Below are 12599 nucleotides of genomic sequence, written 5' to 3'. Positions count from 1 at the left end.
CCTTCCATATGTCGCACGACCTTTCTCTTGCACAGGCCCACGCGTTCCAGCTTTCCCGCGACCTGATGGTCCCGGTCACCGTCTTCGAAGTCGACGGCGAATACGGCGTCCTTCCCTCTGACGAGATCGACGCTGGCGATGACCTTGAGGTCATCCACGAGCTCTATCCCTTTGCGGCTCATTGAGCCTCCCGACGAATTTCTGCCGAACATGGGTTCGGAGGAGTTCTTGTTATGCCTGTCGCGCCAGGCGCTGGAAGGCTCTTGCGCGGAGGCGTCCGTCCAGCCCCGGCCGAAGGTACGTGAAACCCGTGCGGCGCTCGTCGAGCAGTTCGCAAACGAGCACTTCGTCCATGCGTTGGGCCGCTTCGCGCCGCCAGCCGACGAGCTGCTGGGCTGGGTCCGCGCCGGCGCTGCGACCGATATCATTGGCGCGGGACCTCAGAATGTGGCGTTGGCGATGGGCACGATCCCGCCGAAGAGGATCACGACGACGCGGTCGATGGCGATCCACTGGATGCAGTTCTACCAGCCGACGAGAAGAATGATCATGACATCGATAAGAGGGCTGCAGCATGACCCTCCGCCATTCAATCGAACATCGCATCACCCACGGGGGTGGAGTTTTCCAGCAGCGCGGATGTTTTAGCCGTTGCCCGCATTGGTGATCTGGTGCTGGATATAGTCACGGCATCCAGCGCCTTTACCTGTCTCGTGAGTGCTGTCGCTGTCCGTCGGCCGCTTGCGACGATGACGCGCAGCGGCATCTCGATTGCCCTGACCCGGCAGATTGCGGCGCCTGCCGAAAGACAGGCGACGACGGTGAAGGTCCGGAGCCGGAAAGGCGCCGATCCAATCCCCGTCTCTCGCATCTGCCTGACCTTCGAATGATGGCGGGAACTCGACGCCGTTGCAAACAGGCAAGCAGGTTATCGGCGAGCTTGAGTATCGCGATCATGCGGCTGTGGGGTACAGGCGGGAATAGGCGAACCTGAGATGACGGCGCCAGTGCTACACTTGCCCGGTTTCGGTCGGCATGCCGGGCTTGGCCATGTCGTCTTCTCTCGGTCTGGAACTGATATCGGGCCCGAACCGGATTGCCAACACCAGGTCATCGCAACCTCGCCGCGGCACCACCCTCGCAATGGTCCGCCTTTCCTGCCCCCACGCCACCCAGGCATTGAAGATCGCCGAAAGCTTCGGACAGCAGTCGTCGACAGCGATGGCATCCGCAGCCTTCATGAACGGTTGATCATCCACACTTCCAAGTGCCTCTCCGAAGGCCTGGGCTAAAAGGCCATCCAGATCCATCTGCAGCGCATCGTCGGGACCTTTGTCGGATCGGCGCACGGCGCTGGACAGTTCTACTCCCGCGCCGTGACCGAGCCGCGCGACGCCACCGCCAAGGCGTCCAACGATGCCCTCGATGGCCCGGTTGGCTATGACAGCGCCGCCCAACGCAAGCGAGTTCGCGGCCGACATGGAGGTCCAGTCCCACGCGCTCAGAATGGCAGCGGAGGGCGCAGTGGCCAACGACAAACAGGCGATTTTCCAGGCGGCGGCTCACGCGCAGCGCGCCGTCAGCTTCCTGCATTCGTTGCAGCCAGAGGCGGAAGTGAAGGCAGCGGCATGATGTTCATGCTTGAGCGCAGCCGTCACCACCGGTGGCGGCCGCCTGATCCGTATCCAACGGCTCCTTGAGACCTTGTGCGATGATGTCAGCGTCCAGCCTTCCCCAGATCGATGGTCTCTCGGCATCGGGTTTGGGTTTGCGGGACGGTTTGCGTTCGACGATGAACGGCTTGGTCTGCTGACGCATTGATCCTCCAGGCTGCGACAAGCGAGAGCAACGATATCCCACCGGGTATGTCGGGCAAACGGGCACATTGAGGCGGAAGCGGATGCCCCGATTGATGCGGGTTGACAAAGGCCATGGTGGGTCAAGGCGACGGGTGCCGTTTGTGCACCGGCGAGCGCTGCGACACGCCTTTGCCATATCTCTTCACGTCAGAGTTTCCGGCAACCCATCTGCGGGCTCGATGAGGCATGTCTGACCGGAGACCGGCTTCGCCTCGATCGTCTTGCCGCAACGGCAGCCTCAGATTTCTTACCCCGGAGCCAACCTACCCCACTCGACAAGTCGAGCGAGGACCCCAGCTCGGTCCTCCTTTCCCACTAACAAATCTGCGACTTGCCGCCCTCCATTTTATTGCGGCCTAATCGCCACCCCAACGCGCGGGCGCGATGGGGACCCCGGCTGGGTGCGGTCCGATCGTCACCGGTCTTTGCGACAGCCATCGAGGCCGCGATGGGCGCGGCCCGATACACAAGAAAAGGAATACGACAATGGCAACCATCGGCACCTTCACCTCCACCGAAAACGGCTTCACCGGCTCCATTCGCACCCTCGCGCTCAACGTCAAGGCGCGCATCGCCCGGGTCGAGAACCCTTCCGACAAGGGCCCGCAGTTCCGCGTCTACGCCGGCAGCGTTGAACTCGGCGCCGCCTGGCAGAAGACCTCCGAGCAGGGCCGCGACTACCTGTCGGTCAAGCTTGACGATCCGAGCTTCCCTGCCCCGATCTACGCAACGCTCGCTGAAGTGGAAGGCGAAGACGGACTCCAGCTCATCTGGTCCCGCCCGAGCAGGGACTGAGGTTTCCAGGGGCCTCGCCGCCGGCGGGGCCCCCAGCAATGCAGGAAAACATGGCTCCGTCTTGGCGGTCTTGGTACCGGAAGCGGGATTGCATCAGTTGCAAATTTCTCGGGCCGGTTTTGTGCAGTCCGAATATCTGCAAAGGCGCGCCAACCGCCGTACCTACCCGATGTTGGGATTTGCTCTTGCGCAGTTTGTCAGATGTCTCAAACACGTCTTAATGCGTCTCGATGACCTACAATCGACATCGATTTGTTGTATCCCGGATCGAACGAATAGCCATGGCCACCCAGCTATCTCTTCCACCCAACCGAATTTCCGTGCTTCCAGGAATTTGGCGAAGCGCGTAAAGGATGTCGTCCGCGTATCAGGAAAAATCCCCTAAGCTTCAATGACGACATAGCCCGTATCGCCATGAATTTGAAGGAATTCGCCGACGATGTTCACTCCGCGCGACATCAATTTGGCGAACCTGGCCGGAACTTTGGCTCGAGCTCGGTTTGCCGCGGTCGGTGTAGGAGCAACAGGCGCGGGTGGCTTCGCGCGCCGGTGAGGCCTCTTCTTGTGTCGAGAAGACGAAGCCGGACCCGGCATCGAGCCCGGTCCGGCTTTCCTGGTGCCATACGGCTTGCGGAAAAGCTGCTCAGAATATCCGATTGTACCAAGCGGGCATGCAGGCCTCAAGGACGAGCGGTGCCCCCAATTTCCTCCCGCAGCCTGATTGCTGCCCCGGAAATCGGCTCCCCCACTCGCCGGCTCTGCCGGTCGCTTGTGCGATCCCTGACTCCGCCATCCCCTTCTCGGGACTGTCGGTCATCTTTCACAAACGTCAGGGAAACGAAGATGACCCATTCTCTCGAAATCCAGATCGAAGAACTGCGGGCTGAACTGACCGGGACCATCAGCGACAGTGAACGGCGCGAGATCAAAATTGAGCTGGAACTGGCGCAAGCCGAATTGGCAATCATCACGGCGCAGCAGGAAGACAGAGCTGTACCTGAGCCGCCCTTCTAAGCCGGCATTTCCCATTCAGTGTCTTGCCAGCGGCTATGGATCGAAGATGGAATCGAGTCCGCCGGACTCGGTCTCTTTGCATGCGAAGGCCGCCATGGCGGCCTGCGCATGCAAAGAGAGTTTTCGCGCCCGATCGCGCACGCGAACAAAGCTCATTGGTTCAAGGCATCTTTCAACGCCTTGGCGGGCGCGAAAGTGAGCTTTTTGGCTGCCGCGACCTTGATCGTCGCTCCCGTGGCCGGATTGCGTGCCTCGCGTTCAGGCGTATCCTTCACCTTGAACTTGCCGAAGCCCGGAATGGAAGTCTCGGCGATTCCGCGGCAGTCGTGATCGCAGAGAAGACTGCTTCGACGATCGCCTTGCTTTGCACTTTGGTGAGGCCATGGTTGGTTGCGATCTTGTCGGCGATTTCATTCGTTGTCGTCACCCGCTGTTGCCCGCGCGGGCCTATACGCCCCATGGCTCGAGCATCGCCGATCGGGCAGTTGCACCTCCAACGACTTATATGAATCGATCGCAGCCAATCGATTCACGAGGGTGATGTTTCGTAAAGGTGGCTTCAAATGGAGCCGCTTGCCGGGGATAGTCGGTCCCGGGTTCCGCCTGGCGGCGGCGCTATGCTAACCCTCCTGCGGCGACCCTTTTAACCGGTCAAGCGGCGCGCGAATTGGCGCCGGACGCAGGATGCGTCCTCTGCCTGATACGCTCATTGCCTCAAGAGTGGCGGGGCGAAAGCCGCGACAGGTCTCATCGCCTTTTGCTGCGTCAGTTGCACCAGCTCCGACGCTGTCCCTCCCAGCTGCGCGCCAGGCCCTCGGATATCATGATTTCGCCGAGCGATGATCCGTTGCGCAGCACTGTCCGCAGCTTCCGGCCGTTGCGATCTGCATCGCGCAAGCCGCTGGTGAGCGAAAATTCCCCGGCATTTAGGAGCACGAGCAGACGGTACTTTGCGGCTTCACCGAGCTCTGCTTCGCGCACGCAACGCGGCGGACTGAGCTCCGGTGTGTCGATGTCGGCGATGCGGATTTTTTGACCGCGAAACCAGAAGGTGTCCCCATCTACGACGCAATTGACGCGCGGGGCGTTGGAGCAGATCGAAAACTGTGCCGAAAGGCTCTCACGCGCCGCGGCATGCGAGACTGCCGGCCCAGCCATACAGAGCAGCGTGCCCGCGATGGCCAACGAGCCTTTGAGAAAATTCATGCTTGCTTCCTATTTCATTTTTTCGAATCTGTTTTCCGCTACGCAACTTTTCATGTCTGCACGGCGAAACCAAATCGCTCGGCCGCAGCGAAGCGGCGGATTGCCAGCAGTAAATACGATCTGCTCGTCGGCTCGCATTTGCAGCACTTCGTGCGGCTGGATCAATGGTCTTGCCGCGAGTTGCTTCGAACGTGTCCGCGAGGATCCCCGTGACTGGAAACTGCGGCTCACCTGATCGATCTCGACAGTCGTCATTCCGCATCGCCGGGAAATGTAGTCGGCGGTTTCAGGATCGTTGATGGCAGCGAAACTGATCCAGCTTACACTTTCGAACCACTTGCTTGCCGCGTCGCGCCCGCCATAAGCTTCTCGCATCTGACCAATCGACTGATAGATCATCGTGAGCGTGATACCGTACTTGCGACCGGCGTCCCTTGCCGTTTCAAGAACGCGCATGTAACCGAGCCGGGACACCTCGTCGAGAAGGAACAAGGTGCGACCGTTCATCTCCCCATTGCGATTGTAGATCGCGTTGAGCAACGCGCCGATGATGACACGGGCAAGACCGGAGTGGCCTTCCAATGTTTTCAGATCCACGTTGATGAAAACGTCCGCGTGTCCGGTGGCAATCTCTCCGGTTGAGAACGTCGAGCCGGATACAAGTGCGGCGTAGTTTGAGTAGGACAGCCAATGCGTTTCCCTAACCGCGTTTGCATAGACGCCCGAAAAAGTCTCCGGCGTCATGTTCACGAAGGCCGCAACGTTCTCCTTCACGAAGTCGGAATCCGAATTGTCATAGATTGTTTGCAACCGCTCGCGAAGCTTCGGCTCCGGTTCGGAGAGGTTCTTGCGTACCTGACGCAAAGTTTGGTCCGCTTTGTCAGTGCGTCCCGACAGGCACACATCGGCGATCAGAGCCGTCAACAACTGTAGCGCTGACGCGCGAAAGAAGTCATCGCGCACGCCACGTACACCACCGCTTTCGCTCATGATCCACGAAGCGACCGACGCAATATCCTCTTCCTTCGTTCCACCAAACCGACCGACCCAATCCAACGCGTTGAATCCCGTCTCCGGGGCCATTGGATCGAGGACGAAGACGTCCCGGTCGGCGTCTCGCCTATGCTTCGAGACCATTGGCGCTACTTCTTTCGACGGATCAAGGATGACTACCGAGCCACCCCATTTGAGTGCCGTCGGGATCGTCACTGACGTCGTCTTGAAGCCGCCGGATCCGGCGAATACGATCCCGTGTGAGGAGCCGAATGACCCGTCGAAGCAAAGGAGCGGCGATTTGCCACCGGCACCCCAGGTGTCGGGACTATCCGCGCGAAACGACTGTGCTGCAGTGCTATCCTTATCGACCCGGTAAAGCTCTCCGACAACGATTCCTCCGGATTCGGGAAAAAGCCTTGCGGCCGATGCGAGCTTCATCCAGTCCGCTTCTCCATGAAGTGCCCGTCTTCCGTTGACACGCTTCGGTTCTGGACGCGCAAAAGCGGCGTTGCCGATCAACACGACCCTCAAAGCGAAAGACGCCGCCATCAGCGCGATCGCAGCGCCGAGCACTGTTGCGGGGTCAAGAGAGGCCGCCAGGTTCTTGCCTGCCGGCATCTTCCCCGCAAACGCGGCAAGACGTACCGCTTCACGCAACGCGGCGATCAGGATTGTTGCACCGCTCCCGGCAACGACACCCCAGCCGGAAAAGCGGACACTTGCCGAACCAGCAGACGCGAATAGGAAGACGACACCCACCGCCGACGCTGCAATATACGGCGCAGAAATTCCAACGCGACCAAGAGCGACCTTTGCCGCTTCCGTGTTTCCGAAGCCTTGAAGCCAAGTCTCCATTCCGGTCGTGACAAAGATGGCGGTCACCATGAGTGCGACCGGTGCGACGACCAACAGGGTCCTAGTCGCCGTCATTGCTGAAGGCCTCCGCACCGATAGCGATCAGCCTGGTTCGCTCGCCTTCATCGTATTTGAGGCGGCGAGCGAGTTCGATGAGCGCGCCCAGGATAAGCGCGCGCTTCTCGTATCGCAGACCTGCTTTGACGATCAGGTCGCCAAGTTCGATCTTGTCGCGCGTGTCCTTTTTGCGCGCCTTTGAAGTCGTAGTGCGGCGCATGCGCTCAAGCCTCGTGACCGCTCCCCGAAGTCGCGCCAGCCGAGACCGTCGCACTTTCCGTCGTGGCCGCGACGCCAACCCCTGCCCGCCCCTTTCCGTTCGATCCGACTTTGCCTCCGCGAAAGTGTTTGGCCATATCCTCGAAGGCCTTCTGAAGATCCGCCTCCTCGATCTCGATTTCACCGAGTCCGGCCTTGAGTGCGATGCGACCGATCCGTTCGGCTTCACGCGTCTCGGCGTGCTTCAGCTGTTCCTGAAGCTTGGCGATTTCTTCGCGGATCCTGGAGGAGGGCTTCTTCATTTACGGTTGTCCCTGTCTGATGTTGTTTGGATTGAACAGCATCAGGTTCCTTCAGATCGGCGTGCCGATCCACTAACAGAAGTGCGAGTTGGCGCAGCCAACGCCTTTGATCATGATCCCCGCCGTTCCGAAGGAGCGGATCCGAAGGGCGCAATTATACGTCGCTGACGCGACGCTTTGCTTTTTGGCCCAGCGGGGCCGCCGCTCACGACGAATGTATTGAATTCGCTCGATCACAGGAACTTTCGTAGCGATGGCCGCTCCGCATTTTTCCGTCAGTATCGTCGCACGCGGCTCCGGCCGAAGTGCGGTGCTGTCGGCGGCCTACCGGCACTGCGCGAAGATGGACTACAAGCGTGAGGCCCGTACGATCGACTACACCCGCAAGCAGGGACTTCTGCATGAGGAGTTCGTCATCCCCGCTGATGCGCCCGAATGGCTGCAATCGATGATTGCCTATCATTCGGTGTCCGGCACCTCGGAAGCCTTCTGGAACAAGGTCGAGGATTTCGAGAAACGCTCGGACGCCCAGCTTGCCAAGGACGTGACCATCGCCCTGCCGATCGAACTTTCGGCCGCGCAGAACATCGAGCTCGTGCGGGATTTTGTTGAAAGACATATTACGGGTCAGGGCATGGTGGCGGACTGGGTCTTCCACGACGCGCCCGGCAATCCGCATATCCATCTTATGACGACATTGCGGCCCCTGACCGAAGATGGGTTCGGTTCGAAGAAGGTTGCTGTCACAGGTCCGGACGGCAAACCGCTTCGTAATGATGCTGGCAAGATCGTCTACCAGCTTTGGGCCGGAAGCCTCAACGACTTCATTGTGTTTCGAGATGGCTGGTTCGCCTGCCAGAACAGGCATCTTGCGCTCGCCGGCCTCGACTTGCGCGTCGATGGCCGCTCCTTCGAGAAGCAGGGTATTGCGCTCATGCCCGCAATCCATCTCGGCGTCGGTGCCAAGGCCATGGAGCGCAAAGCGACTGGTTGCGGAGAGGTGGCAGCGCTCGAACGGTTGGAGCTCCAGGCGGAACGTCGCGCCGAGAATGCGCGTCGGATCCAGAGAAATCCTGGTATCGTGCTCGACCTGCTCACCCGTGAGAAGAGCGTTTTCGACAGCCAAGACATCGCGAAGATCTTGCATCGCTATATCGACGACGCCGGCCACTTCCAGAACCTGATGGCGCGCATTCTGGAGAGCCCGGAGACGCTGCGGCTGAATCTCGAGAGGATCGACTTTGCGACGGGTTTGCGCGCCCCGGCGAAATACACCACCCGCGAGCTGATCCGGCTGGAAGCCGGGATGGCCAATCGCGCGATCTGGCTGTCGCAGCGGTCCTCGCATGAAGTTCGCCGGCCAGTGCTCGACGCGACATTTGCACGTCATGACCGGTTATCAGACGAACAGAAAACGGCGATCGAGCATGTCGTGGGTAAGGCACGCATCGCTCTTGTCATCGGCCGCGCCGGTGCGGGCAAGACGACTATGATGAAGGCGGCGCGGGAGGCGTGGGAAGCCGCCGGTTATCGTGTCGTCGGCGGCGCACTTGCCGGTAAGGCGACCGAAGGTCTGGAGAAGGAAGCGGGCATTGCCTCGCGCACGCTTGCGTCCTGGGAAATGTGCTGGGGCAAGGGTCGCGAGCAACTCGACGACCGTTGCGTTTTCGTTCTCGACGAGGCGGGCATGGTCTCATCGCGGCAGATGGCGCTGTTTGTCGAAGCCGTCACCAGTTCCGGTGCCAAGCTCGTTCTTGTCGGCGATCCGGAGCAATTGCAGCCGATCGAAGCGGGCGCCGCCTTCCGGGCCATCGCGGATCGGATCGGTTATGCCGAGCTCGAAATCATCTACCGCCAGCGCGAGCAGTGGATGCGCGATGCATCGCTCGATCTGGCGCGTAGCAATGTCGGCAAGGCGGTCGAAGCCTATCGCGCCAACGGCAGGATGATCGGCGCAGAACTGAAGTCGGAGGCAGTCGCAGCTCTCATTGCCGACTGGAACCGCGACTTCGATCCTGCGAAGTCTTCCCTGATCCTCGCTCATCTACGGCGCGACGTCCGGATGTTGAACGAATTGGCGCGGGCCAAGCTCATACAGCGCGGCATCATTGAGTCGGGTGCGACATTCAAGACAGCAGACGGCGATCGCAGTTTCGCAGCGGGCGACCAGATCGTCTTCCTGAAGAACGAGGGATCGCTGGGCGTCAAGAATGGCATGCTGGCCAAAGTCGCCAATGCGGCTCCCGGTCGCATCGTTGCGGAGATTGGCGACGGCAAGCATCGCCGCCAGATCTCGGTGGATCAGCGCTTCTACAGCAATGTCGATCACGGCTACGCGACCACCATTCACAAGAGCCAGGGTGCCACGGTCGACCGGGTGAAAGTACTCGCTTCCCTCTCGCTGGATCGTCATCTGACCTATGTGGCGATGACGCGCCATCGCGAGGATCTCGGCGTCTATTACGGCCGTCGTTCTTTTGCGAAGGCCGGCGGCCTGATCGCGATCCTGTCTCGCAAGAATTCGAAGGAAACCACGCTCGACTATGTGAACGGCAGCTTCTACCGCCAGGCCCTCCTTTTTGCCGAAGCTCGGGGATTCCATCTCGTCAATGTCGCGCGCACTTTAGCGCGAGACCGGCTCGTTTGGGTTGTCCGGCAGAAGCAGCGGCTCGTTGAGCTCGGCGCTCAACTGTCTGCCCTCGGCAAAGCTTTGGGCCTGTCCCCAATCAAGAAATCATCCGAAACAGCGAGCGCCATCAACGAGGCAAAGCCCATGGTGTCAGGAATTAAGGTATTTCCAAAATCGCTTGAACAGACGGTAGAGGATAGGCTTGCAGCCGATCCCGGTCTGAAGAAGCAGTGGGAGGAAGTCTCATCTCGCTTCCACGTTGTCTACGCGGAGCCGGAAGCCGCATTCAAAGCGATCAATGTCGACGCCATCCTTGCGGACGAAGCTGCCGCGAAGTCCGCGATCGCGAAAATCAACACGGAACCGGAAAGTTTTGGTGCGCTCAAGGGCAAGACAGGCATGTTCGTGAGCAGCGCCCACAAGCAAGATCGAGAAAAGGCGACTCTGAATGCCCCCGCTCTCGCGCGCAATCTGGAACGCTACCTGCGCCACCGCGCGGTGGCCGAGCGCAAGCACGAGACGGAGGAACGGTCGATCCGCGCAAAGTTCTCGATCGACATTCCCGCCCTCTCGCCGTCCGCCAAGCAGACACTCGAACGGGTTCGAGATGCGATCGATCGGAATGATCTTCCGGCGCGTCTGGAGTTTGCGCTTGCCGAGGGACAAGTGAAGGCGGAACTCGATGGTTTTGCCAGAGCGGTGTCCGAGCGGTTTGGCGAACGGACCTTCCTCACACTGGCTGCGAAAGAGCCGAACGGCGAGACGTTCCAGAGGCTGACGTCGGATATGAACCCATCGCAGAAGGGCGAGGTCCAATCTGCTTGGAACGCCATGCGGACCGCTCAGCAGCTCGCCGCGCATGAGCACACCATGACTGCCTTGAAACAGTCAGAGACATCTCGTCAAACGAAGAGCCAGGGGCTCTCACTGAAATGATCCTTGCTCTATTTGGACATTCGGGTCGGCCATCAAGCGCAAGCGTCCGGTCGAGGAGTTTTCTGGTCGTCACCCTGGCAATTCCGATCATTGTCGGCTTGGGCGGGCTCCTCGGTTATCGTGTGAACCTGACACCAAGCGAGCCGTTGGGCGTCTGGCGTATCAGGCCGCTCGAGCGGCCGGCAGCCCGCGGCGATCTCGTCTTCATCTGCCCTCCGCAGGCGAGGTCGATGGAGATCGCGCGCCAGCGCGGTTATCTGAGGGCGGGACTTTGCCCAGGCGGTTACGCTCCGCTTATCAAGACGATCGTGGCCTTGCCAGGCCAATACGTTCAGATCGGTCACAACGTCACCATCGACGGTATTCCCGTGTTGAGCTCCACGCTTTCATCGAAGGACGGGGGAGGCCGACGATTGACAGCTTTCAGTGGCGGCAGCGTGCCGTCGGGCACCGTGTTCCTGCACTCTGGTTTCCGGGGCTCCTTCGATTCTCGCTACTTCGGCCCGGTGCCGGCGTCGGGCATCCTCGGTTTGGCAGAGGAGGTTATCACTTATGCCCCATAATTGGTTCCGACCTCTCCTGCAGGTCATCAGTGCTGCGGCCGTCGGATGGGTTGGCTGGAGCGGTGAAGTGCTGCTGCTGCCGGTCTCGGCATTATTTCCCGCACTCTGGTCCACGGCGGAAAACAGAGCGCAGGCCGCGCTGGTTTCCACCGCTTACTTTCTGTCGGCGTCGCGTGGCTTGCCGCAAGGCGTCGCAACGTTTTACGCGTCCGACCTCTGGCCCGGATTGATACTGTGGTTGATCGCCTCGAGCGCCTTCGTCGTCGTCCATACGTCCTGTTGGACCGGAAGAAGTGGTTGGCGGCGCGGGATTTTCTATCTCGGCGCATCCGTCCTCATGGCGGTCCCACCATTTGGAATTCTTGGCTGGGCGCACCCGATCACCGCCGCAGGCGTCGTGTTCCCGGGATGGGGTTGGTCGGGACTGGCGCTGATGGCAGCCGGCCTCGCCGTCATGACGACTTGGCTTCGGCCGGCTGCAGCCATAGCCTTGATGAGCTTCTGGCTCTGGTCCGCCGCTGAGTGGACGACGCAGAGTTTACTTTCGGGTTGGCATGGTGTCGATCTTGATTTCGGCGCCTCCCTCGGTCGCGTGAGCAATCTTGACCGCCACCGTGCTCTTGCAGCAACGGTCCGGGCAGCAAACCAAGGCCAAGGTTCGGTTGTCGTTCTTCCCGAGAGCGCGCTCGGTTTCTGGACGCCGACGGTCGAACGCCTCTGGAACCATGAGCTGAATGGAACCGGTCTCATCGTGCTCGCTGGCGCAGCGGTCTTGAATGACGATGGATACGACAACGTCTTGGTGTCGATTTCCGAAAAGGGTGGTGAAGTCGCTTATCGTGAGCGAATGCCGGTTCCCGGTTCCATGTGGCAGCCGTGGCGGGCCTGGACAGGGGGAGACGGTGGCGCCAAAGCACATTTCTTTGGCGATTCCGCCGCCTTCGTTGGCAATACCCGCATCGCTCCCCTGATTTGCTACGAATTGCTTGTCGCCTGGCCGGTCCTGCAATCGATGCTCCGTGATCCCGACGCCATCGTCGCCGTCGGCAATGGGTGGTGGACGGCTGGAACCTCAATCGTCGACATTCAACGCGCCAGCGCTCAGGCCTGGGCACGGCTCTTCGACAAACCTCTCGTCATTTCCTTCAATACCTGAACCGGGAGATCG

The 12599-nt window shown here is 60.3% G+C and carries 13 protein-coding genes and 3 pseudogenes; 10 read left to right on the top strand and 6 right to left on the bottom strand.

Annotation, left to right across the window (positions count from 1 at the left end; genetic code table 11):
• Positions 1-8: 8 nt before the first annotated feature.
• The 5 genes and pseudogenes from IB263_RS29915 to IB263_RS29895 all read left to right on the top strand — a co-directional run.
• On the top strand, positions 9-185 hold the full coding sequence (locus tag IB263_RS29915) for a hypothetical protein (protein WP_029742947.1): 177 nt from the start codon (positions 9-11) through the stop codon (positions 183-185).
• Complete coding sequence (locus IB263_RS29910) at positions 172-648, top strand: hypothetical protein (RefSeq protein ID WP_371814276.1); 477 nt, start codon at positions 172-174, stop codon at positions 646-648. Before IB263_RS29915 ends, IB263_RS29910 begins: the two co-directional genes overlap by 14 nt.
• Positions 649-671: 23 nt before the next feature.
• Complete coding sequence (locus tag IB263_RS29905) at positions 672-890, top strand: hypothetical protein (protein ID WP_156623722.1); 219 nt, start codon at positions 672-674, stop codon at positions 888-890.
• Positions 891-1143: 253 nt separating this feature from the next.
• Positions 1144-1548 (top strand): annotated as a pseudogene (locus tag IB263_RS29900) (hypothetical protein); the annotation flags it as partial.
• Positions 1525-1632, top strand: a pseudogene (locus IB263_RS29895) (antirestriction protein ArdC); the annotation flags it as partial. The pseudogenes IB263_RS29900 and IB263_RS29895, both read left to right, overlap by 24 nt.
• Positions 1633-1635: 3 nt before the next feature.
• Here IB263_RS29895 and IB263_RS29890 read toward each other — a convergent pair.
• On the bottom strand, positions 1636-1818 hold the full coding sequence (locus IB263_RS29890) for a hypothetical protein (protein WP_192439390.1): 183 nt from the start codon (positions 1816-1818) through the stop codon (positions 1636-1638).
• Positions 1819-2345: 527 nt separating this feature from the next.
• Between IB263_RS29890 and IB263_RS29885 the strand changes: the two genes are divergently transcribed.
• Positions 2346-2654: a DUF736 domain-containing protein gene (locus tag IB263_RS29885; RefSeq protein ID WP_029742943.1), complete on the top strand. Its 309-nt coding sequence runs from the start codon at positions 2346-2348 to the stop codon at positions 2652-2654.
• An 843-nt stretch (positions 2655-3497) separates the two neighbouring features.
• Positions 3498-3668, top strand: coding sequence for a hypothetical protein (locus tag IB263_RS29880; protein ID WP_192439389.1), 171 nt, complete (start codon positions 3498-3500; stop codon positions 3666-3668).
• 152 nt (positions 3669-3820) lie between these two features.
• Here IB263_RS29880 and IB263_RS29875 read toward each other — a convergent pair.
• The 5 genes and pseudogenes from IB263_RS29875 to traC form a co-directional block, all read right to left on the bottom strand.
• A pseudogene (locus IB263_RS29875) lies at positions 3821-4095 on the bottom strand (HU family DNA-binding protein).
• A gap of 338 nt (positions 4096-4433) precedes the next feature.
• Positions 4434-4826 (bottom strand): thermonuclease family protein, encoded by a 393-nt coding sequence (locus tag IB263_RS29870; RefSeq protein WP_246802024.1) that lies wholly within the window; start codon positions 4824-4826, stop codon positions 4434-4436.
• Positions 4827-4883: 57 nt separating this feature from the next.
• The gene (traG, locus tag IB263_RS29865; protein ID WP_029742455.1) at positions 4884-6800 is read right to left on the bottom strand and encodes a Ti-type conjugative transfer system protein TraG; all 1917 of its coding nucleotides are present in this window, start codon (positions 6798-6800) and stop codon (positions 4884-4886) included.
• The gene (gene traD / locus IB263_RS29860) at positions 6787-7002 is read right to left on the bottom strand and encodes a type IV conjugative transfer system coupling protein TraD (RefSeq protein ID WP_058328780.1); all 216 of its coding nucleotides are present in this window, start codon (positions 7000-7002) and stop codon (positions 6787-6789) included. Before traD ends, traG begins: the two co-directional genes overlap by 14 nt.
• A 4-nt stretch (positions 7003-7006) precedes the next feature.
• Positions 7007-7303: a conjugal transfer protein TraC gene (gene traC / locus IB263_RS29855; RefSeq protein ID WP_060520078.1), complete on the bottom strand. Its 297-nt coding sequence runs from the start codon at positions 7301-7303 to the stop codon at positions 7007-7009.
• 253 nt (positions 7304-7556) lie between these two features.
• Here traC and traA point away from each other — a divergent pair, with 253 nt between their 5' ends.
• The 3 genes from traA (at position 7557) to IB263_RS29840 (ending at position 12587) form a co-directional block, all read left to right on the top strand.
• The gene (gene traA / locus IB263_RS29850; protein ID WP_192439388.1) at positions 7557-10868 is read left to right on the top strand and encodes a Ti-type conjugative transfer relaxase TraA; all 3312 of its coding nucleotides are present in this window, start codon (positions 7557-7559) and stop codon (positions 10866-10868) included.
• Positions 10869-10930: 62 nt separating this feature from the next.
• A complete protein-coding gene (gene traF, locus IB263_RS29845) occupies positions 10931-11431 on the top strand; it encodes a conjugative transfer signal peptidase TraF (protein WP_060520161.1) in 501 nt (166 codons plus the stop codon).
• Positions 11421-12587 carry a conjugal transfer protein TraB gene (locus tag IB263_RS29840; protein WP_192439386.1) on the top strand — a complete coding sequence of 389 codons (1167 nt, stop codon included), beginning with the start codon at positions 11421-11423 and terminating at the stop codon, positions 12585-12587. Before traF ends, IB263_RS29840 begins: the two co-directional genes overlap by 11 nt.
• Positions 12588-12599: the final 12 nt, after the last annotated feature.

The sequence above is a fragment of the Ensifer sp. ENS03 genome (assembly GCF_014852035.1).
Classification (GTDB): Bacteria; Pseudomonadota; Alphaproteobacteria; order Rhizobiales; family Rhizobiaceae; genus Ensifer; species Ensifer adhaerens.
Note: the sequence above shows the minus strand (reverse complement) of the source record. Positions and strands in the feature narration are given on the sequence as shown.